The sequence below is a fragment of the Kitasatospora sp. NPDC050463 genome (genome assembly GCF_040655255.1).
Taxonomy (GTDB): domain Bacteria; phylum Actinomycetota; class Actinomycetes; order Streptomycetales; family Streptomycetaceae; genus Kitasatospora.
The window spans coordinates 106,692-127,839 of sequence record NZ_JBFAJO010000009.1; the positions used below are offsets into that span (position 1 = coordinate 106,692).

The window sequence follows — 21,148 nt, forward strand, 5'->3', positions numbered from 1 at the left end:
GCCTGCGTCCGTCCGCCGGGCGGCCGCATTCACCACCGAAGAGGAGCAGCCAGTATGGCTACCAAGGACGAGGTCCTGGAAGGTCTCGCTGAGATCGTCAACGAGATCGCCGGCATCCCGACCGAGGACGTCGAGGTCGACAAGTCCTTCACCGACGACCTGGACGTCGACTCGCTGTCCATGGTCGAGGTCGTCGTGGCCGCCGAGGAGCGCTTCGACGTGAAGATCCCGGACGACGAGGTCAAGAACCTGAAGACCGTCGGCGACGCGGTGGACTACATCCTCGCCAACGCCTGAGCGTTCGACTCGTTCGACGCCTGACGTCGGCCGGCTCCCGCAGCCGGCCGACACGCCGGCCGGGCCGCCCCACCGGGCGCCCGGCCGGGCCATCCACGGCTCGCCGCCGCACCCCGCACAAACGTGAGAGAAGAAGATCCAGTGACCGCTGAAAACCGTACCGTGGTCGTCACGGGTATCGGCGCCTTCACGCCGCTGGGCGGCGACGCCGCCACCACCTGGGAGAACCTGGTCGCCGGGCGCTCCGGAGTGGCTGCCCTGACCGAGGAGTGGGCCGCCGAGCTGCCCGTCCGGATCGCCGCGCGCACCGCGGTCGAGCCCGGCGAGATCCTCCCCCGTCCGCTGGCCCGCCGGCTGGACCGCTCCGCGCAGTTCGCGCTGATCGCGGCCCGCGAGGCGTGGGCCGACGCCGGCTACGAGACCCCCGCCACCGACGACTCCTCCAAGCTCGCCCCCGAGCGCCTGGGCGCCGTGATCGCCTCGGGCATCGGCGGTGTCACCACCCTGCTCGACCAGTACGACGTACTGAAGGACAAGGGCGCCCGCAAGGTCTCTCCGCACACCGTCCCGATGCTGATGCCCAACTCCCCGGCGGCCAACGTCGGCCTGGAGGTCGGCGCCCGCGCGGGTGTGCACACCCCCGTCTCCGCCTGCGCCTCCGGCGCCGAGGCGATCGGCTACGCGATCGAGATGATCCGCTCCGGCCGCGCCGACGTCGTGGTGGCCGGCGGCACCGAGGCGGCGATCCACCCGCTGCCGATCGCCGCCTTCGCCAACATGATGGCGATGTCCAAGAACAACGACGACCCCGAGCACGCCTCCCGCCCGTACGACAAGGGCCGCGACGGCTTCGTGCTCGGCGAGGGCGCCGGCGTGGTCGTGCTGGAGTCGGTCGAGCACGCCGAGGCGCGCGGCGCCCGGATCTACTGCGAGGCGGTGGGCCAGGGCCTCTCCTCCGACGCCCACCACATCGCCCAGCCCGAGCCGACCGGTGCCGGGGTGGCCCGCGCGCTGGCCGACCTGTTCGACCGCAACGCGCTGGACAAGGCCGAGATCGTGCACGTCAACGCGCACGCCACGTCGACCCCGCAGGGTGACACGGCGGAGCTGAAGGCGCTGCGCAAGGAGCTCGGCGAGCACCTCGACCACATCGCCGTCTCGGCCACCAAGTCGATGACCGGCCACCTGCTGGGCGGCGCCGGCGGCATCGAGACCGTCGCCACCGTGCTGGCCCTGTACAACCGGCTCGCCCCGCCGACCATCAACGTCGACGAGCTGGACGACGACGTGGACGCGGACATCGTCCGGGACGAGCCGCGCAAGCTGCCCGAGGGCCGGATCGCGGCGCTGAACAACTCGTTCGGCTTCGGCGGCCACAACGTGGTGCTGGCCTTCCGCACCGTCTGAGGTCCACCCCGGAGCCCATGACGAAGGGGCCGGCGCTCGTGACGAGCGCCGGCCCCTTCGTGCGCACCGGACCGCCCGGCCGGGTGACCTCGGCCGGACCAACCGCGGCGGCTCAGACCACCTGGTGCAGCCAGCGCACCGGGGCGCCCTCGCCGGCGTAGCGGAACGGCTCCAGCTCGTCGTCCCAGGGCTTGCCGAGCAGTCGGGAGATCTCGGCCTCCAGATCGGCCCCCTCGCTGCGGGCCCGCAGCAGGACGGCGCGGAGCCGGTCCTCGGGGATCAGGATGTCGCCGTGGATACCCGTGACGGCATGGAAGATGCCGAGCGCGGGCGTGCTGCTGTACCGCTCGCCCTCCGCCGTGGCGCAGGGCTCACTGGTGACTTCGTACCGCATCAACTGCCAGCCGCGCAGCGCGGAGGCGAGCTTCGAGGCCGTACCGGACTCTCCCTGCCAGGAGAGCTCGGCCCGCCAGTGGCCGGGCGCGGCCGGCTGGCGGATCCAGTCCAGACTCACCCGCACACCGAGCACCCCCGCGACGGCCCACTCGACGTGCGGGCACAGCGCGCGGGGCGCGGAGTGGACGTACAGGACTCCACGTGTCGTCACCGGGACCTCCAGGCTGTGGACGAGGGTCGCCTTCCCCAGCTGCCTCGCGTTCGTGCCTGTAGTTGATCCACAGTTACCCACGTTAGCCGACATTAAGCCACTAAATTGAGCAAAACGGACAGGCTTTCGCTCAATGCTAATCGAATCCCCAACGAGGTCCACCCCTCGGTGGGATCTCTCCCCCGAACGGCCCCATCGTGAGGCGGGACCACCGTACCGCGCCGTCCCGCACCATGGATGACGCACTTTCGGATCCGGCCGGAATGCGGTAGTGCGACGCGATGCCCTGCGCCCGGTACGCAAACCGCCCCGCGCCCGGAGGGGCGGCGGGGCGGCTGGTCCACTGACCCGGCGTCAGGCGTCCAGGCGGACCACCATCTTGCCGGTGTTGGCGCCGCGCAGCAGGTCCAGGAAGGCCTCCGCGGTGTTCTCGAAGCCGTCCACCACGGTCTCCTCGTGGCGCAGCTTCCCCTCCCGCAGCCAGCCGCCGACCTCGGCGATGAACTGCGGCTGCAGGGCCGCGTGGTCGCGCACCAGCATGCCCTCCAGGCGCAGCCGCTTGCCGATCGCCTGCGCCAGGTTGCGCGGGCCCGCCGGGGCGGTGGTGTCGTTGTACTGCGCGATCGCGCCGCAGAGCACCGCCCGGCCGTGCACGCCGAGCGCGCCGATCGCGGCCTCCAGGTGGTCGCCGCCGACGTTGTCGAAGTAGAGGTCGATGCCGTCCGGGGCGGCCTTGGCGAGCTGCTCGTGGACCGGCGCGTCCTTGTAGTTGAACGCGGCGTCGAAGCCGTACTCGTCGACCAGCTTGGCGACCTTCTCCGCCGAGCCGGCCGAACCGACCACCAGCGAGGCGCCCTTGAGTCGGGCGATCTGGCCGACCATCGAGCCCACGGCGCCGGCCGCGCCGGAGACGAAGACCTTGTCGCCCTCCTTGAGGCCGCCGACCGCCAGCAGGCCCGCGTAGGCGGTCAGACCGGTCATGCCGAGCACGCCGAGGTAGGCGGACAGCGGCGCGGCCGCCGGGTCGACCTTCACGGCTCGCTCGGCGGGCACGGTGGCGTACTCGCGCCAGCCCAGGCCGTGCAGCACGGCGTCGCCCGGGGCGAAGCCGTCGGCGGCGGAGGCGACCACGTAGCCGACCGCGCCGCCGTCCATCGCCTCGCCGAGCCGGAACGGCGGGGAGTAGGACTTGACGTCGTTCATCCGGCCGCGCATGTACGGGTCGACCGAGAGATGGGTGTTGCGCACCAGGATCTCGCCGGGGCCCGGGGCCCGGACCGGCGCCTGGACCAGGGCGAAGTCCGTCGGGACCGGCCAGCCCTGCGGGCGGGCGGCGAGGTGCCATTCGCGGGCGGTGGCGGGCGCTTCCTGCTCTGCCATCGGTGGTGCTCCTTGAGGTTTCTGGGTGGTCCCCCGGTGATACCGCCCGACCTAAAAGGTTGAGCGACTGAAGTAACGATGGACATGAAAGGTTCATGTTGTCAACTGTTCAGGTAGACTGTCACCCATGGACACCCAGCCGACCGGGGCCGCCACGCCGCAGCCCGACGAGATCACCCGTGAGGTCGTCGACCTGATGGCCAATCTGGTCGCGCTCTTCCATCGCGAGTACGAGGAGGCCGCCGCCGCCCGTTCGCTCACCGGAGCCCAGGCCAAGGTCCTCGCGCTGCTGCGGCGCGGACCGATGCCGATGCGCCACATCGCCCAGACGCTCAGCTGCGAGCCGTCCAACATCACCGGCATCGTCGACCGGCTGGAGTCGCGCGGCTTCGTGACCAGGGAGGCCGACCGGCAGGACCGCCGGGTCAAGCTCGTCGCCGCGACCGAGACCGGCTCGGCCGCCTCGGAGGAGCTGCGCGAGTCGCTGAACTTCGCCCGCGAACCGCTGGCCGCGCTCGGCCCGGAGGAGCGGACGGCCCTGCGCGACCTGCTGCGCAGGATGCTGGCGGGCGCCTCCGGCCCGGGGGCGTGAGCAGCATCACAGCCCCAGCGGCCGATCCGGCCGAATTGGCAGGCCATCGGCTGTAACCGAACACTCTCCCGAGTCGTCTAAGGTTCGAGACTTGGCACCGGCCCTCCCACGGCCGGTGCGCAGGAACGACACCAGAAGACGGGGGGCCGGGAAGGATGAGCAGCAGCACACGCCGGCGGCGCATCGTACGGACCGCCGTGGGGCTCGCCGCCGTTCTGGTGCTGTCCGTCGCCGGGGCGGGAGCCTGGTTCTACCACCGGCTGGACAGCAACATCACCACCTTCGACGCGGGCGGCGTCGCCACCGAGCGGCCCCCCGCCCCCGTTCCGGTCACCCCGGGCGCCTCCGTCCCGGTCAACGTCCTGCTGCTCGGCTCGGACACCCGGGACGACGGCAACGCCGACCTCGGCGGCGGCGAGGAGGGCGTCGGCCACTCGGACACCGCGATCCTGCTGCACGTCTACGCCGACCACAAGCACGCCGTCGGCGTCTCGATACCCCGCGACGCGCTGGTGACCATCCCGTCCTGCAAGCTGCCGAGCGGCAGGTGGACGGAGCCCCGGACGAACCAGATGTTCAACTCGGCGTTCACCATAGGCGAGTTCCCCCAGGGGAACCCGGCCTGCACGCAGAACACCGTCGAGGCGCTCACCGGCCTGCGCATCGATCACACCATCGTGGTCGACTTCAAGGGCGTCGCCGCGATGACCGAGGCGATCAACGGCGTGGACGTCTGCGTCCCGAACGACGTGAACTCGCACAACATCAAGCTCAGGAAGGGCATGCAGAAGCTCTCCGGGCAGCCCGCGGTGGACTATCTGCGGGCGCGGTACGGCTTCGGCGACAACTCCGACATCGGGCGGATGAAGCGCCAGCAGGCGTTCCTCTCCGCGATGATCAGCAAGATCCAGGGCCAGGGCTTCTCGCTGCCGACCCTGCTCCCGCTGGCCGACGCCGCCACCCGCTCGCTCACCGTGGACGAGGGCCTGGGCACCGCGATGAAGCTGGTGGACTTCGCCCAGTCGCTGCAGAGCATCAAGCTCTCCGACATCACCTTCGTCACCACCCCGTGGCGCTTCTCCGGCGACCGGGTCGCGCTGGTCCACCCGGACGTGGACACCCTCTGGAAGCTGCTGCGGGAGGGCCGCACGCTGGACGGCCAGAACACCGGCCAGGTGGCCGACCCGGCCGCCGCGTCCCCCTCCCCGTCCGACGCCGCCCTCCCCGCCGTCTCGCCCACCGCGCTCTCCCCCGAGCAGGCGGCCGTGCCGATCACCGTGGTCAACGGCGTCGGCACCCCCGGGCTGGCCGGGAAGGGCGCGGAGGCGGTCCGCGCCAAGGGCTTCCAGAACGTCGCCCTGGACGCCACCAGCGGCAGCCGGCTGCGCACCGAGATCGCCTACGACCCCGCCTTCAGGACCACCGCCGACCAACTGGTGCCGCTCTTCCCGCAGGCCCGCTCGGTCGAGGAGCCGGGCAGCGGGGGGATCACCGTCACGCTGGGCCGCGACTACCACCCGGCGACGGCCACGAAGCCCGACGCCACCGGCACCCCGGCCGGTCCGACGACCGGTCCGACGACCGGTCCGGGCTCCGGCGCGACGGCCACGCCCGGCGGCGTCCCGACCGGCATCGCCGAGAACGCCCGCGGGGCCGACACCGACCCCTGCGCCAACCTGACCTTCGGCTAGGTCCGGCCCGGTCCGCTCGGCGACGGGTCGGGCAGCCCGGTGACCACCGCGGTCAGCCGGGTACCCGCCGGGAAGGCACCGGCGGCGGCCAGGTCCGACAGGGCCGCGAGCAGTTTGGCGACGTAGCGATGCTCCAGCGCGATGCCGTGGCGCAGCTCGAAGCGCTCGGCGAAGGCGGCCAGCGCGGCCGGCACCTTGCCGTAGCCGCCGCCGTGGTGGTCGTGGTCGATCCGCCAGTTGTCGAACTCCCGGCCGTACGCGGCCCGGTGCAGCCGCCCGACCTCGCCCTCCAGGTACCCGGCGCCGCCGCGCAGCACCGCCACCCCGAGCGCCCGCGCACCCGGCGGCAGGCCGGCCGCGATACCGGCGAGGGTGCCGCCGGTGCCGACCGGGCAGCAGACCACGTCCCGCTCGCCGAGGTCGGGCAGCTCCGCCGGGACGGCCGCCGCGCCGATCGCCGCCAGTGCGTTGGAGCCGCCCTCCGGCAGCACCAGGCAGGGGCCCCAGCGCCGTTGCAGAGCAGCCTCGGTCTCGGCATCGGCCGCCCAGCGGCCGGCCGTCTCCCGGTACGCCGACCGGGACAGGAACGCCAGCCGCATACCCGCCGCCTCGGCCGCCCGCAGCGACCAGTTGCGCGGGGCCCCCGCCAGTTCCTCGCCCCGGACCAGCCCGACGCTCTCCAGCCCGAGCGCGCCGGCGGCCACCGCCACCGCCCGCAGATGGGTGGAGTACGCCCCGCCGAAGGTCAGCAGTCTGGTGTGCCCCTGCGCGAGGGCCGCCGCCAGGTTGGGCCCGAGCTTGCGCCACTTGTTGCCCGGCACCGCCGGGTGCAGCAGGTCGTCGCGCTTGAGCCGCAGCTCCACGCCGACCCGCGCCAACGCCTCGTCGGTGCAGTCCGTCAGCGGAGTCGGCAGCAGTGCGGGTTCGAGCATCGGGCCAGGATACGGAGCCGACGGCGGCGCCCCGGCGGCGCCGCCCGCTGGTCCTGGCGCGGGGGCCGGGACGAAACCGTCGCCCAACCGGGCCTCCCGCGTGTGCTGCGCACGTCCAGCATGGCTCACACTGGTGCCGCACGGATATTCATACTAACTACTCGATATTCTCAACTTTTCAGCATGTTCATGGGGGAATGATGTCGATCGCGACACCCGTCAGATCCACGCCGGATCCGGTGACGACGGGACAGGGCTCCGCCGGAGGTGGACGGCTCCGAGGCCTGCAGGGCCGCCGCCGCTCCCGGCACCTCTGGTTCGCCGCCGTCCTCCTCGGACTTCCACCGGTGCTGCACCTGGCCTCGGCCGACCTGCTGACCTTCGGTCTGCTCTGGTACGCGGCCGCCACCCTGATCGGGTCGCGCGCCACCGCGTTCGACCGCCTGGTGATCGCCGGCGCCGCATTGATCGGGTGGACCTGCGCGCTCGGCCTGCTGGCCGGCCACTGGCCCTGGGGGCTGCACCCGGTGGTGCTGGCCGAGGCCACCGCCCTCCCGCTGGCCGCGATCCGGCTGATCCGCCGCCCGGCGCCGACCACCGTCCCGCTTCCGCTGCGCGCCCGGCTCCGCCGCGCCGTCCCGACCCACGACCGCCCGGTGCTCCTCTGCGCCGCAGCGGCCGCCGCGTTCCTGCTCTACCCGCTGCTGCGGCGGGACGCCGTCGGCCGCCTCGGCACCGTGCTGGAGGCCGAGGACCTCGGCCGCCACGCCGCCCTCTACGACACCATCCTGCGCCTGGGCGGCCTCACCTCCCTGCACCAGGGCGAGGCGGCCGAGACCGTGATGCTGGGCCTCGGCACCTACCCGCAGGGCAGCCACCTGACGCTCGCCGTGGTGACCAGCTTCCTGCACGGTGGCACCGAGCGGGGCACACCGCTCGCCCAGGCGTCCCTCTTCGTCACGCTCTTCACCCTGGTCACCGCCGCGCTGACGGCAGCCGTCCTGTGGGCGGTGCGCCGCGCCGCCGGGCCCGCGCTGCGCGGCTGGCGCGCCCTGGCCCTCGCCGTTCCGGCCACCGCCTACCTGATCGTCGCCGAGCTGCCCCGCCTGCACAGCCGGGGCTTCCTGAGCGAGGTCTTCGCCCTCGGCCTCCTCGCGATCCTGGTCGGCCTGGCGATCCGCCCGCTCGACCGCACCCGCGAACAGGTCGCCGTACTGGCCGCGCTGACGGTCGGCATCTCCTTCGGCCACTACCTGCTGCTTCCGGCCGCCGCCGCCACGGTGCTCGCCTGGGCCGTGGTGAACCGGCGCAGCTGGCTCCGGCACTGGGCGACCGTCCTGCCGATCGCCCTGCTCAGCGGTGCGCTCGCGCTGTTCCCGCCGTACGTCAATCAGCAGTCGGCCGGGACCGCGGACGTCCTGACGCTGCCCGGCGGCATCGGCCCGGTCAGCCGGCACCTCCTGCTGCCGCTCGTGGTCGCCGCCTTCGCCGCCCTGCTGACGCGGAGCGCGCGCGCCAACCGGCCACGCCGGGTGGCCCTCGGCTCCCTCGCCGCGGTCTCGCTGCTCTGCTTCGGCGTGATGGAGTACCAGCTGGTCACGGTCGGCGTGACGTCCTACTTCTACGAGAAGATGCTCCACCAACTCCTGGTGGTCGGGCTGATCTGCTTCGCCGCCGGCCTGCTGCCGATGCTCGGGCGCCGGACGCTCGCCGGACAGCACCCGGGGGCGGCGGCGAGCGCAGCGCGCCGACCGGGTGCGGCGAGGCTGCGCTCGGGCGCCGCCGTGCTGGCCGTGACGGGCTGCCTGGCCTTCACCGTGGTCAGCAACGCCCAGCCGGACGGCGGCCCGACGGGCTGGGCGGGCAGCGCCGGCCGGGACCTGCTGCGCGGCGAGGCAGCCCGCCCCGGCGTGGCCGAACGGGTCGCGGTGATCGCGGCGAGCCAGCCCCGGGACGGGCGGGTGGCCGTCTCCCTCGCGGGGAGCCGCGCCTGGGGCGAGACCGTCGAGGACTGGGGCTCGGCCGAGGACAACCTCTGGCTCGGGGTGCTGAACCGGGACCAGGGCCGCTCGTGGCGGGTCTGGGAGTGGGCGCTGCACCTCCGCAGTGCCCAGGACGTGCTGGACTTCGCGGCCAGCTCCCCGGACCCGCTGAGGTTCTACGTCGACGAGCCCTCCCAGCTGCTCGCGGACCTCAAGGCGCTGACGGTCGGCGGCACGCCTCCGGGCCTGGCGGTCTCCGTCCTCACGAACGACGGCCGCGGCGGCCTGACCGTCCAGCCGGTCGACCTCGGCTGAGCGGCGCAGCCTGCGCCGAGGACCGGGGGCGCCACGAGCCGGCGCGCACCCCGGCCGACCAGGCACCTGGTGCTGTGACCGGGATGGTTCACCGTGATCGGAAGGCGGCTCGTGGGACGAGCGCCCGCGAAACGGCTGGTATTACTGGGGGCATGCAGGAAGAGACCGCACGCTCCGCGATCGACACGTTCATCTCCGCGTTCAACGCCTCGGACGACAGCTATGTGACTGCCCTGCTCTCCCAGGCCCTGACCTCAGACGTGGTCTTCTGGGGACCGTTGGGTCGCAGCGAAGGAATCGCGGCGGTCGAGCGGTTCGTGCTGGACATCCGGCGTCACCCTGCGGGGCCCGGCACGATGGTGCGCTGCTCAGCGGTGGACATGCCTGACGAATGGGCCCGGTACCGGTGGGTCTTCACCACACCTGATGGAGGCCCCCGCCTGGCGGGAACGGACGTCGTCCATCTGCGACGGAACCTCATCGACCAGTTCATCGTCTTCGCGGGGGAGATCGAGCCGTCCGCCTCCTGAGTCATCCTTCTGTCGCTCAGTCCTTGAGCGCGGCCAGGGTGTTGGCGGTGCCCTTGCGGCGGCGGTTGACGCCCACAGGCGGTTGTTGCCCACGGAGTAGCAGCCGTGGAAGTAGGTGACGCCGTGGGTGCGGCGGTAGGTCGCGGCAGCCGGTTTGGCTTGCCCTGCTTCGCCCAGCAGGAGCCTGCGGTGGGCCCGGCAGCGGAAGGCCCAAGGCACGGACGCCTCGGTGTAGCGCCCACCCCTGGGCCGACCTCGCCGCCCGGCCCCCGCCCTTCCGAGATCGCCCGACTCCGGTCAGCGGCTCAGCAGCCCGGCGCCTCGCGGACCTGAGCCGGGGGCGGTGAACCCGCCGCCGGGCCGCGCGGGCCCCGGAGTGCGCCGGCCCGAGGGAGCGCGCGCACCGGGCCGAGGTCAGGCCAGGTCGGACCGGTCGGTCGCCCGGACCCACCGGGCGAACTGGACCGCTCCGGCCACCGCCAGGGCCACCCCGAGTGGGGCCACACAGGCTCCGGCGTATTCGAGCAGCGGGCGCAGACGTGCCGGCGGGTCGAAGGCGGCCACGGCCGTCATGGGCATCAGCCAGGGCAGTGTCCCGAGCCCGACGCCCACGGCCCGGAGCGGGTCCCTCCGCCGGCCGGCCAGTCGGCCCAGCAGGGCCGGTGCCGTCACGGTGCCGAGCCAGATCGGCAGCAGGCCCAGCATGGGCAGCGGCAGGTACTGCGCCGTGTACCGGTCGGCCGCGATCACGGGGAGCGCGACGGCGAGCGCGAGTCCGGCCATCTCCCAACGGCCCCGCCGGGTGACGTCCACGAGTCCAGCCGGTGCGAGCAGCACCAGTGCGCCGACCAGTGCCATGCCCGCCAGCTGACCCGCCGAGTACGGGTACAGCCCGCTTAGGGCCTGCACGCCGGCACTGAGGAGGGCGGCTGCCACGCCCGCGATCCGGGCGGCCCGCCAACGGCCGGTCACGGCGATCCCGAGGGCGAGCAGCCACGGCGCGGTGCGGGCCAGCTGGAGGACCGCGGCCAGCACCGCGTGGCCGAGGCCGAGGTTGGGGTAGGGGTACCGGATCCGGTGGACCAGCTCGCGCAGCCCGGGCAGCAGGAGGTACAGGGCGCAGCCGGCCGCGAGCGCGAGTGCGACCGGTGCCGCTCCGGCCAGCACGCGGCCGGCCGGGTCCGTGGGGCCGATCCGCAACCGCAGCCGCAGGGCGTGGGTGGCGAGGTCGCGGTACTCCCGGAGCACCGCACTGCGTGTCCGACCCTCGGTGGCCTCGGCGAAGGTGGCGTGGATGTCGTCGCCGTGTGAGGAGCGGTACCGGGCGGGGTAGAGGCCGATCAGCAGGCGGGCCGCCCGGGGGGCGTCGTGGCCGGTCGTGACGTCGTTCATGAGGTCGCCCCCTGGGATCGCGGACGGAAGGCGCCCAGCCGGCGTTCGGCCTCGGTGGCGGCGGCCCGCAGGCGTTTGGCCTCCTGCGCCAGCGCGTCCTGTCCCTGGTCGGTGAGGGCGAACGTGCGGCGCAGTCGTCCGCTGACCACCTCTTCGCTCTCGATCCGCACCAGGCCCTGCTGGAGCAGCCGGTCGAGCGCGGTGTAGAGCGTGCCGGTGCTCAGGCGGCTATGGCCGTCCGAGATGGCGAGCACCTCTTGGATGATGGCGTAGCCGTGCCGGGGGGTGTCGGCCAGTGCGGTGAGCACGAGCCTGGTCGGCTCCTGTAATTGACGGTCGGTCATGCATGGAGCTTAGAGCGATCATCGCTATATGTCGATGGTCGGACGGTGGGTGGGATGGAGTGACGTCACCTGCTGGCCGCCCGGGCCCCGGGCAGCGCCTTCCGGAGGTGGACGGTCCTCCATATACGTCGATGTGCCTCATGGCACCGGTGCACGCTGACCCGCCGCCAGATCACAGCAGGGCCGGTCGTCTGGGCGAGGGCGACGCTCGAAGGCTGGCCTCGCATCCCCCTTCGGACGACAGCGCGAACACGAGCCCGCCGGCCTCCCACAGAAACTCCGAAGGAGCGGCACGGAACGCCGCAGGCTCCAGGACCAGGCGGACGCGGCGGCCACCGCCACAATCGGAGGATCTCTCCGTGAGCGGCCGCGAGCTTCTGTTCCAGCTGCAGTAGCCGACAGCCCAAGGACACGCCGCAGGACCTCACGGCCCCAGCCGGCACACAACAGCGTCACAGCGCCGTGACTTCGAGATCGGGAAGCTTCCAGCTCGTCGCCCCGTCGGCGTGGCCCAGCGCGTCTCGCGTCGCCCGAGCCGGGCGCGGAGTCCTTACCCGCCCCGGATGTGCCTCGCAGCAGTCAGCCAGGAGCGATTCCCGAAGGAGTGAACCTCATGACGGCTCCGAATATGCGTACCTCCGGATCCTCGGCTGAGGGGGCAGCAGGCGCCACCGAACGCCCCCGCTCAGCCGTGGGCACCTCTGCTACGGGGGCCGCTCAGGAAGCCGAGTCCTGCGCGACTTCCACGGAAATTCCACGGACGGGCCCCGTGGCGCTGCCTCGAACGCGCCGCCGAGGGCGCTAACCTACCCCTGAGACACAAGCGACCGGGCGTTCCGCCAGGTCAGAGGACCTTTTTGTCTGACGGTACGTCCGGTCTGACGGTGGGGCGGGTGGGACTCGAACCCACGACCAAGGGATTATGAGTCCCCTGCTCTAACCGGCTGAGCTACCGCCCCGGTTCGCCGCGCGTGCCGGTGACCCGGTCGCGGCAGCAGCAGACGGCCCCGGAAGGCCGTCCCGGGCAGCATAGCCGGTCGATCACCCGTGGTGCGCGCCGGGGGCGCACATGGGTGCGCACGGATACACGCCTCCCCGGCCGGAGCAGCTCCGCTGGCGGGCCCGCGGCGGCCCCGGGAGCCTGGGCGGATGACGGTACGTGAGGCGGCGGTGGCCGGCGCCGTGCTGGCGGTGCTGGCGGTGCTGGCGGCGGGGGGCTGCACCACCGCGGCGGGCCCCGGTGGCGCCACCCCGACGGTGAGCTCCCAGTCGGCCTCGGCGCCCGCCGACACCCACGGCTGGACCGCGCAGCGGCTGCGCGGCGCGCTCGCCAAGCGCCCCGGCGTCACCCGCACCGCCAAGGCCACCGTGCAGAACGGCCTGGTCGGCGCCGTCTTCACGCGCAACGCGGACGGCGACCACTTCTGCACCGCCAGCGTGGTGGACAGCGCCGGGCTCAATCTGATAGTCACCGCGGCGCACTGCGTCTGGGACCCGGGACTCGGTCAACGCAGCGACCTGGTCTTCGTCCCCGGCTACCGGGACGGCGAGACCCCGAGCGGAGTCTGGCCGCTGCTGGCCGTCAGCGTCGACCAGGCCTGGAAGGACGACGCCGATCCGGACGTGGACGTCGCCTTCGCGGTGGTCCAGCCGCAGGGCGGCCGACAGGTGCAGCAGGTGCTCGGCGCCAACCGGCTGGGTGTCGACCGCGGCTACCGGCTGCCGGTGAAGGTCACCGGCTACCCCGGCGCCGCCGACGTCCCGATCACCTGTGGCAACACCACCTCCGAGCAGAGTCCCACCCAACTGCGGATCGACTGCCCCGACTGGACCGGCGGCACCAGCGGCAGCCCCTGGGTGACCGACTTCGACCCGGACACCCGGACCGGCACCGTGGTCGGCGTGATCGGCGGCTACCAGGAGGGCGGCGACTCCCCCGACACCTCGTACAGCAGCTATTTCGGCGACCGCGTGCAGGCCCTCTACGACCGGGCCACGGGCTGACCGGGCCGGGCTGGCGTCGCCGGGCCCGGCCTGGTAGATCTTCCTCTCGAACGGCGGACCGCACGACCCGCAGCGCCCGCCCCGAGGACGAGACGGAGCCCCGATGCCCTCCCGCCCGGTACGGCCCGCGCGTGCGGCCCAGGCGGCCGCGCTGGCCGCCCTGCTGCTCGCCACCGGCACCGCCTGCGGTGGGAGCGAGCAGGCGCCGACCGCCGAGGTCGCGCCGCAGAGCCCGGTGGGCGATCGGATCGGCACCCTCTCGGTCCGCACCCCCCAGGGCCCGCGGGCCTGCACGGCGAGCGTGGTGCACAGCCCGGGGCGCAATCTGCTGGTGACCGCCGCGCACTGCGTGCAGAGCCGCCGGATCGGACTGCTGGACGGCCTGGTCTTCACCCCCGGCTACCGCAACGGCTACTCACCGTACGGGAGTTGGCCGGTCCGGTCGATCACCGTGGATCCGCGCTGGGCATCCGGCGACGACCCCGAGTACGACGTGGCGTTCGTCACGCTGCGGCCGGCCGGCGGCCGGGAGGTCGAGGACGCGGTCGGCGGCAATCCGCTCGGCACCGGCCAGGGCTTCGGCCTCGCCGTCTCGGTGACCGGCTATCCCAATGAACGCGATGAACCGATCACCTGTTCGGCGCATACCCGCTCACAGAGCCCGACCCAGGAGCGCTTCGACTGCGACGGCTACACCGACGGCACCAGCGGAAGCCCCTGGGTCACCGCGGCCGGCACCGTGGTCGGTGTGATCGGCGGCTACCAGGAGGGCGGCGAGACGCCCGGCACCTCGTACAGCATCACCTTCGACGACCGGGTCGCCGAGCTGTACCGGCAGGCCACCGCCTGATCCGGGGAGCGGACCGGCGGGAGCAACACGAAGGCCCCCCGGTCGACCGGGGGGCCTTCGCTCTGAGCAGTCACCGGGCGGACCCGGTGCAGCTCCCGCATTTGGACTCGAACCAAAAACCTGCCGGTTAACAGCCGGCTGCTCTGCCAATTGAGCTATGCGGGATCGCGGTGGACCACGGTCGCACCACGGCCAGGACGGCCGACCCGAAGGCCCACCACCTGAGCTCCCCCAATTGGACTCGAACCAATAACCTGCCGATTAACAGTCGGCTGCTCTGCCAATTGAGCTATGGGGGATCGAGCTTCCGCTTCGGCCCCCGGTTCCCCGGGCTCCTCGGCGCTCGCTGCGGGACATACATTAGCGCACTCGGGGGGGTGGTCCGCCAATCGCTTTCCCCGGCCGCCCCCGGCGCACCCTCCCGGCGTGCCCCGCGCGCGCCCGGTACGGCACCCGGGGATGCTGGGAGGCGGGACGGTTCGCCGCCCCGATGGACGGGTAGGGCATTGCGGCAATGGCCGCCAGGAGAGGGTGGAATCCGATCATGTGGAAGTTGTCGTTGATCGTCGGACTCGCGGCGGGCTACGTCCTGGGCTCGCGAGCCGGTCGCCAGCGGTACGAACAGATCGCCAAGGTCACCCGGCAGGTCGCCCAGAACCCCAAGGTGCAGGGCGCCGCCGGCAAGGCCAAGCAGCAGGCCGGCGCGGTGGCCGGGAAGGCGGCCGGTGCCGTCGCCGACAAGGTCGGCGACAAACTGCCGAACTCCGTCACCGACCGGGTCTCGTACTTCAACCGCACCCGGGTCGAAGACGACAGCTGGGGCACCTTCCGCCCGTGACCGGGCGGTGACGGAGGGTTGGCCGAGGTGGCTCCGGGGCAGTGCCGAACGAGAAACACTTACCGGGCCTTGCCGCGTCCGGACGCGTGCTGAGGCATGATCTCGACATGGCCATCGTCGCGGGGATAGACAGCTCGACCGGTCGCACCCGGATCGTCGCGTGCGACAGCGAGACCGGCGCGGTGCTGCGGTCCGGCAAGGCGCCGCACCCCGTGCCGGAAACGCCGGACCAGCGGGCCGGCGAGGCCGACCCGCAGGTCTGGCTGCACTCGCTGGGCGACGCCGCCGCCGGTGGTCTGCTGGAGGGCGTCCGGGCGATCGGGGTCAGCGCACAGCAGCACGGCATGATCGGCCTGGACGCCGGCGGCGTGCTGGTGCGGCCCGCGATCCTCTGGAACGACCCGCGCTCCAGCGGCGCCGCCGCCGCGCTGCTGGACGCGCTCGGCGGGCCGGCGGCCTGGACGGCCGCGATCGGCGCCGTCCCCGGCCCCATGCACACCATCGCCAAGCTGCGCTGGCTGGCCGAGTTCGAACCGGCCAACGCCCGCCGGGTGGCCGAGGTGCTGCTGCCGCACGACTGGCTGGTCTGGCAGCTGCTCGGCCACCCCAAGCGGCGCACCACCGACCGGGGCGACGCCTCCGGTACCGGCTACTGGTCGCCGATCACCGGCGAGTACCGGCAGGATCTGGTGGAGCTCGCGCTCGGCCACGAACTGCGACTGCCCGACGTCCTCGGCCCCGCCGAACCCGCCGGGCACACCCCCGAGGGCCTGCTGATCTCGGCCGGCACCGGCGACAACATGGCCGCCGCGCTCGGGCTGGGCCTGCGGCCCGGCGACGCCGCGGTCTCACTGGGCAGCTCCGGAACGATCTTCGCCGTGCACGAGCAGGCCGTGGTGGACGCCACCGGGCTGGTCTCCTCCTTCGCCGACGCCACCGGCCGCCACCTGCCGATGGTGGCCACCCTGAACGCCGCCCAGGTGCTCCGCTCCACCGCGGCGCTGCTCGGATGCGACCTGGACGGCCTGAGCGACCTCGCGCTGCGCTCCTCCCCCGGCGCCCACGGCCTGGTGCTGCTGCCCTACCTGGACGGCGAACGGACACCCGCGCTGCCCCACGCGGCCGGCACCCTGACCGGGCTCCGGGCCGAGTCGATGGCCCCCGAGCACCTGGCCCGGGCCGCCGTCGAGGGCATGCTCTGCAACCTCGCGGACGCGCTCGACGTGCTGCGCGCCCAGGGCGTCGAGGTGAGGCGCGTCTTCCTGCTGGGCCCCGCCGGGCGGCTGCCGGCCGTACGGCAGATCGCCCCGCTGCTGTTCGGCATCCCGGTCGTGGTCCCGCCGCCGGGCGCCCATGCCGCGCGCGGCGCGGCCCGGCAGGCTGCCTGGGCCCTGGCCGGCACCCCCGAACCGCCGCGCTGGGAGCTGCCGGAGGCCGTCACCGTCACGCCGGACGCCGAGCACGACCTGCCGGTCGGCTCGGCGGTGCGTCAGCAGTACCGGGCCGCCCGCGGGCAGATCCACCCGGAGACGGCCGCCTGATCAGCCTGATCGGGCGCGGCGGCCGGGGCGCCGTCATGTGAGGCCGTCAGGAGACGCCGGAGTGGCCGCGGCGAAGATGCGCCCTCCGGTGGCCGGTGGCAGCGTGAGAGGCGACGCGGTCACCGGAACGAAGGGCGACAGGACCTCATGGCGCTGCACAAGGGGACCGGCGACGACCGCCGGCTGGCCATCAATCCGTTCGTCGGCGCCGCCGACCCGCTGAGTGCGATGGAGCTGGCCCCACCGGTGCACCGGCTCGCCGACAACCCGGTGGCGGCGGACACGGCCTACCAGCTGATCCACGACGAGCTGATGCTGGACGGGAACGCCAAGCTCAACCTGGCGACCTTCGTCACCACGTCGATGGAGATCCAGGCCACCCGGCTGATGACCGAGTGCCTCGACAAGAACATGATCGACAAGGACGAGTACCCGCAGACCGCCGAACTGGAGCGGCGCTGCGTGGCGATCCTCGCCGACCTCTGGCACGCCCCCGCCCCGGACGACACCGTCGGCTGCTCCACCACCGGCTCCAGCGAGGCCTGCATGCTGGCCGGGCTCGCCCTCAAGCGCCGTTGGATGCAGCGCAACGCCGACCGGTACGCGGCCGGCGCCCGCCCCAACCTGGTGATGGGCGTCAACGTGCAGGTCTGCTGGGACAAGTTCTGCACCTTCTGGGAGGTCGAGGCGCGCACCGTGCCGATGGCGGGCGAGCGCTACCACCTCGGCGCCGAGGAGGCGGTGGCACTCTGCGACGAGGACACCATCGGCGTGGTGGCCGTGCTCGGCTCGACCTTCGACGGCTCCTACGAACCGGTGGCGGAGGTCTGCGCCGCCCTGGACGCGTTGCAGCAGCGCACCGGCCTGGACGTCCCGGTCCATGTGGACGGGGCCTCCGGCGCCATGGTGGCGCCCTTCCTCGACCCCGAGCTGATCTGGGACTTCCGTCTGCCACGGGTCGCCTCGATCAACACCTCCGGCCACAAGTTCGGCCTGGTCTACCCGGGCGTCGGCTGGGCGCTCTGGCGGGAGCGTGCGGCGCTGCCCGAGGAACTGGTGTTCCGGGTCAACTACCTCGGCGGGGAGATGCCGACCTTCGCCCTGAACTTCTCCCGCCCCGGCGCGGAGGTGATCGCGCAGTACTACACCTTCCTGCGGCTGGGCCGCAGCGGCTTCCGGGCCGTCCAGGGGGCCTGCCGTGAGGTCGCGGTCTATCTGGCCGGGCAGATCGAGGCGCTCGGCTGCTTCCGGCTGCTGACCCGGGGCGACGAGCTGCCGGTCTTCGCCTTCACCACCACCGACGACGTGACCTTCGACGTGTTCGACGTCTCGCGGAGACTGCGCGAGCGCGGCTGGCAGGTGCCGGCGTACACCTTCCCCGCCGAGCGGGAGGACCTCTCGGTGCTGCGGGTGGTCTGCCGCAACGGCTTCTCCCGGGACCTGGCCGACCTGCTGCTGTCCGACCTCACCCGGCTGCTCCCGGAGCTGCGGAGCCAGCCCCGGCCGCTCAAGGAGTACGGGGTGCCGGCCAGGACGGCCTTCCACCACTGACACCGGTTCGGCGGGAGACGGGCGACGGCGGGAGACGGGACCGGCCCGTGAAAACAGCGAGGGGAGGGCGCATCGAAGCGCCCTCCCCTCGCCGCGCGTCCCTGCGGCCGGGGCAGCCTCCCCCCGCGAGGCTGTCCCGACCGGTGGGGGCCGGGACGTCAGGACCGGCCGTCAGGACGGTGTCCGGACGAAGCGTCCGGACCGCGAAACGCACCGGTGTGAGAACTCTGCACGACGGACAGGCGTATGTTCGAGCGTCACCCGGGGTTGTGAGACACTTCCGTCCGTCTCAGCGCCAGGACCTGGTGTTTGGGACGACAGGCCGATGAGGTTGGAGACGCGGAAGCGCCGCCCACGGCCCGGGCCGGAACCCGCTCGGGCCCCTCCCGCTCCCCACCGCCGCTCCGATGTTGGGATTGACCGTATGGGCTCCGCCTGGAAGCAACTGCCGGACGACCTCTCCGTGCCCGCCAAGCTCCTGACGGAGGAGCTCCGTGCCGTCAAGGACGCGACCGGCCTCTCGTTGTCCGACCTCGCCTCCCGGACCCACTACAGCCGGGCCTCCTGGGAACGCTGGCTGAACGGCAAGCGGATCATCACCGAGCAGGCGCTCGACGCCCTCACCAAGGCGGTCGAATGCGACGGCCCCGCACTGCGGGCGCTCTGGGAGCGGACCGTGGCGGGTGCCGAGGACTCGGCGGGCGCCGTCCAGGACGCGGCAGGACCGGACGCGGCGGACACGGACACGGACACGGCGGGCCCGGCCTCGGGCTCGGGCTCGGACGCGGCGGCGGACGTCGAGCCGGACGCGGCGGACGTCGAGCCGGCGGCCCCGGAGGGGGCGGGCGCGGAGGCCGACGACCACGCGGCGCCGGCCGGGGACGGTCCGGACCGTACGGCGGCGGTCCGCTGGTGGCGGCGGCCGGTGGCGCTGGTCTGCTGCGTGGCCGCGGCAGCCGTGCTGGTGGTGCTGGCCGGGGTCCGCTACAGCCGCGACGACGGGACCGAGCCGACCGCCCTGGAGCAGCCCGCCGTGTCCGGCACGGCCACCTCGACCTCCCGGACCGCCCCGGCCACGCCCTCCTGCCAGGCGATGGGCTGCTCCCACAAGGACCCCAAGGCGACCGGCTGCGGCGCCGACGCCCGGACCCTGCTGACCGGCAACATCGGCAAGGTGGTGATCTACCTCCGCTACAGCCAGCGCTGCCAGGCGGCCTGGGCGGCCATCACCGAGGGCGCGCCGAACGACTACGCGACCATCACCAGCAGCAACGGCGAGACGGAGACGGCGCTGATCCACTGGGGGTACGACAACTACTCGGCGATGGTGAACGCGGCGGACCCGAGCGCCGTCTTCCAGGTCTGCGGCCACCAGCCGGACGGGAACGACTGCACGGCGGGCGTCTCCGGCCTGGCCCACGTCGTCGCCTCGACCCCGATCCCGATCGGTCCGGCCTCGCCGCCGGCCACCCCTGCCACGCCCGCCGCCGCACCCACGCCCGCCACGCCGACGCCCGCCACGCCCACGCCCGCCGCCTCCTAGTCGAGGTAGCCGCGGAGCTGCGCGGCGAAGGCGTGGTCCCGGAGCTTGACCAGGGTCTTGGACTCGATCTGGCGGATCCGCTCCCTGGTCACGCCGAACAGCGCGCCGATCTCCTCCAGGGTGCGCGGGCGGCCGTCGTCCAGGCCGTAGCGGAGCTGGACCACCTGACGCTCGCGGTCGCCGAGCGTCGCCAGGACCGCCTCCAGGTGCTGGCGCAGCAGCAGGAAGGTGGCGGACTCGGCCGGTGAGGCCGCGTCCGCGTCCTCGATCAGGTCGCCGAGCGCCACGTCGTCCTCCTCGCCGACCGGGGTGTGCAGCGAGATCGGCTCCTGGGCCAGCCGGAGCAGCTCGCGCACCCGGGCCTCGGTCAGTTCCAGCGCGACGGCGATCTCGGCCGGGCCCGGTTCGGTCCCGCTCTCCTGGAGCAGCGCGCGCTGTACCCGGATCACCCGGTTGATCAGCTCGACCACGTGCACCGGCACCCGGATCGTCCGCGCCTGGTCGGCCAGGGCCCGGCTCATCGCCTGGCGGATCCACCAGGTCGCGTAGGTCGAGAACTTGTAGCCACGGGCGTAGTCGAACTTCTCCACCGCCCGGATCAGGCCGAGATTGCCCTCCTGGACGAGGTCCAGCATGGTGAGGCCGCGGCCGACGTAGCGCTTGGCGACCGAGACCACCAGGCGCAGATTGGCCTCGATCAGCCGCCGTTTGGCGACCCGCCCGATCACCACCAGGGCGTCCAGCTCCCCGGCCAGCGGGTCGGGCGGCGGGGGCTCGCGGTCCAGCCGCTCCTCGGCGAACAGACCGGCCTCGATCCGGCGGGCCAGCTCCACCTCCTCGGCGGCGTTCAGCAGCCGGATCCGGCCGATCTCGCGGAGGTACTGGCGGAACAGGTCCGCCGCCGGGCCGGTGACGCCCGCGGGCCCGGGGTCGCGGTCGGCGTCGGGGTCCGGTTCGGCCCCGGTCCCGGGTTCCGCCTCCCGGTCGGCCCTGGTGTCCGGGACGGCGTCGGGACCGCCCGCACCGGGGTGGCCCTCCGGGAGGCCCTGCACGGGCACCCGGGCGCCGTCGCCGGGCGGTGTCCCGGCCCGGCCGTGGTCGTCGTCGTGGGGGGCGAGCGGATCGGTGGTCGGGCGGGCGGTCGCGGCGAGGCCTTGGTCCACGGGCATCCCTCGGGGCGGGCGCGACTCTGGCGGACCCGCGCTGGACGGAGGTGGGACGCCCTCCAGTGTGCGGCACGCCACGTTCCGTGGCCGAGACTCGTGCGCGGACTTTCTCCGGCCGGGCGTGCGGCGGCCGACCCGGGGAAAGGGCAGGGGTCCGAGGAGGCCGGCCCGCGCGGATCGGTCCCG

At 73.3% G+C, this 21,148-nt stretch carries 18 protein-coding genes, 3 tRNA genes and 1 pseudogene; 12 read left to right on the forward strand and 10 right to left on the reverse strand.

Going from position 1 to position 21,148, the window contains the following annotated elements; all coding sequences use genetic code 11:
- Positions 1 to 54 precede the first annotated feature (54 nt).
- Positions 55 to 297, forward strand: a complete 243-nt coding sequence (locus AB0J08_RS08290; RefSeq protein ID WP_329487501.1) for an acyl carrier protein — start codon at positions 55 to 57, stop codon at positions 295 to 297.
- A gap of 141 nt (positions 298 to 438) precedes the next feature.
- Positions 439 to 1,704, forward strand: a complete 1,266-nt coding sequence (gene fabF, locus AB0J08_RS08295; RefSeq protein WP_360628869.1) for a beta-ketoacyl-ACP synthase II — start codon at positions 439 to 441, stop codon at positions 1,702 to 1,704.
- Positions 1,705 to 1,816: 112 nt separating this feature from the next.
- On the opposite strand, the gene AB0J08_RS08300 is transcribed toward fabF, so the two are convergent.
- Positions 1,817 to 2,311, reverse strand: coding sequence for a DUF3145 domain-containing protein (locus tag AB0J08_RS08300; protein ID WP_360628872.1), 495 nt, complete (start codon positions 2,309 to 2,311; stop codon positions 1,817 to 1,819).
- Positions 2,312 to 2,665: 354 nt separating this feature from the next.
- Positions 2,666 to 3,691 carry an NADP-dependent oxidoreductase gene (locus tag AB0J08_RS08305; RefSeq protein WP_360628875.1) on the reverse strand — a complete coding sequence of 342 codons (1,026 nt, stop codon included), beginning with the start codon at positions 3,689 to 3,691 and terminating at the stop codon, positions 2,666 to 2,668.
- A 127-nt stretch (positions 3,692 to 3,818) separates the two neighbouring features.
- Between AB0J08_RS08305 and AB0J08_RS08310 the strand changes: the two genes are divergently transcribed.
- Together AB0J08_RS08310 and AB0J08_RS08315 are read left to right on the forward strand one after the other, a co-directional pair.
- Positions 3,819 to 4,283, forward strand: coding sequence for a MarR family transcriptional regulator (locus AB0J08_RS08310; RefSeq protein ID WP_360628878.1), 465 nt, complete (start codon positions 3,819 to 3,821; stop codon positions 4,281 to 4,283).
- Between the two features lie 155 nt (positions 4,284 to 4,438).
- A complete protein-coding gene (locus AB0J08_RS08315; RefSeq protein ID WP_360628881.1) occupies positions 4,439 to 5,974 on the forward strand; it encodes an LCP family protein in 1,536 nt (511 codons plus the stop codon).
- Here the strand turns inward: AB0J08_RS08315 and AB0J08_RS08320 are convergent.
- Entirely contained in the window at positions 5,971 to 6,906 is a 936-nt protein-coding gene (locus AB0J08_RS08320) for a pyridoxal-phosphate dependent enzyme (RefSeq protein WP_360628884.1), read from the reverse strand. The genes AB0J08_RS08315 and AB0J08_RS08320 overlap by 4 nt on opposite strands.
- 239 nt (positions 6,907 to 7,145) lie before the next feature.
- On the opposite strand from AB0J08_RS08320, the gene AB0J08_RS08325 reads away from it, so the two are divergent.
- Complete coding sequence (locus tag AB0J08_RS08325) at positions 7,146 to 9,203, forward strand: hypothetical protein (protein ID WP_360628887.1); 2,058 nt, start codon at positions 7,146 to 7,148, stop codon at positions 9,201 to 9,203.
- A gap of 152 nt (positions 9,204 to 9,355) precedes the next feature.
- Positions 9,356 to 9,733 (forward strand): nuclear transport factor 2 family protein, encoded by a 378-nt coding sequence (locus AB0J08_RS08330; protein WP_360628890.1) that lies wholly within the window; start codon positions 9,356 to 9,358, stop codon positions 9,731 to 9,733.
- 22 nt (positions 9,734 to 9,755) lie between these two features.
- Here the strand turns inward: AB0J08_RS08330 and AB0J08_RS08335 are convergent.
- From AB0J08_RS08335 to AB0J08_RS08350, 4 genes and pseudogenes are all read right to left on the reverse strand, one after another.
- Positions 9,756 to 9,927: pseudogene (locus tag AB0J08_RS08335) on the reverse strand (IS630 family transposase); the annotation flags it as partial.
- Positions 9,928 to 10,147: 220 nt separating this feature from the next.
- Complete coding sequence (locus AB0J08_RS08340) at positions 10,148 to 11,125, reverse strand: hypothetical protein (RefSeq protein ID WP_360628893.1); 978 nt, start codon at positions 11,123 to 11,125, stop codon at positions 10,148 to 10,150.
- On the reverse strand, positions 11,122 to 11,469 hold the full coding sequence (locus AB0J08_RS08345) for a PadR family transcriptional regulator (RefSeq protein WP_360628896.1): 348 nt from the start codon (positions 11,467 to 11,469) through the stop codon (positions 11,122 to 11,124). The genes AB0J08_RS08340 and AB0J08_RS08345 overlap by 4 nt, the downstream gene beginning before the upstream one ends.
- Before the next feature lie 885 nt (positions 11,470 to 12,354).
- A tRNA-Ile gene (locus AB0J08_RS08350) sits at positions 12,355 to 12,428 on the reverse strand.
- Between the two features lie 190 nt (positions 12,429 to 12,618).
- Between AB0J08_RS08350 and AB0J08_RS08355 the strand changes: the two genes are divergently transcribed.
- Complete coding sequence (locus AB0J08_RS08355) at positions 12,619 to 13,473, forward strand: hypothetical protein (RefSeq protein WP_360628900.1); 855 nt, start codon at positions 12,619 to 12,621, stop codon at positions 13,471 to 13,473.
- Positions 13,474 to 13,576: 103 nt separating this feature from the next.
- Entirely contained in the window at positions 13,577 to 14,323 is a 747-nt protein-coding gene (locus tag AB0J08_RS08360) for a trypsin-like peptidase domain-containing protein (protein ID WP_360628903.1), read from the forward strand.
- 92 nt (positions 14,324 to 14,415) lie between these two features.
- Here AB0J08_RS08360 and AB0J08_RS08365 read toward each other — a convergent pair.
- A tRNA-Asn gene (locus AB0J08_RS08365) sits at positions 14,416 to 14,488 on the reverse strand.
- 61 nt (positions 14,489 to 14,549) lie between these two features.
- Positions 14,550 to 14,622: transfer RNA gene (locus tag AB0J08_RS08370), tRNA-Asn, on the reverse strand.
- Positions 14,623 to 14,867: 245 nt separating this feature from the next.
- Between AB0J08_RS08370 and AB0J08_RS08375 the strand changes: the two genes are divergently transcribed.
- The 4 genes from AB0J08_RS08375 to AB0J08_RS08390 all read left to right on the forward strand — a co-directional run bounded on the left by AB0J08_RS08375 (position 14,868) and on the right by AB0J08_RS08390 (position 19,796).
- Positions 14,868 to 15,161 (forward strand): hypothetical protein, encoded by a 294-nt coding sequence (locus tag AB0J08_RS08375; RefSeq protein WP_360628906.1) that lies wholly within the window; start codon positions 14,868 to 14,870, stop codon positions 15,159 to 15,161.
- 107 nt (positions 15,162 to 15,268) lie between these two features.
- Positions 15,269 to 16,702, forward strand: coding sequence for an FGGY family carbohydrate kinase (locus AB0J08_RS08380; protein WP_360628909.1), 1,434 nt, complete (start codon positions 15,269 to 15,271; stop codon positions 16,700 to 16,702).
- Between the two features lie 147 nt (positions 16,703 to 16,849).
- Positions 16,850 to 18,253, forward strand: a complete 1,404-nt coding sequence (locus AB0J08_RS08385; RefSeq protein WP_360628912.1) for a glutamate decarboxylase — start codon at positions 16,850 to 16,852, stop codon at positions 18,251 to 18,253.
- Positions 18,254 to 18,677: 424 nt separating this feature from the next.
- Positions 18,678 to 19,796, forward strand: coding sequence for a DUF2690 domain-containing protein (locus AB0J08_RS08390; protein ID WP_360628915.1), 1,119 nt, complete (start codon positions 18,678 to 18,680; stop codon positions 19,794 to 19,796).
- On the opposite strand, the gene AB0J08_RS08395 is transcribed toward AB0J08_RS08390, so the two are convergent.
- Positions 19,793 to 20,965, reverse strand: a complete 1,173-nt coding sequence (locus tag AB0J08_RS08395) for an RNA polymerase sigma factor (RefSeq protein ID WP_360628918.1) — start codon at positions 20,963 to 20,965, stop codon at positions 19,793 to 19,795. The genes AB0J08_RS08390 and AB0J08_RS08395 overlap by 4 nt on opposite strands.
- Positions 20,966 to 21,148: the final 183 nt, after the last annotated feature.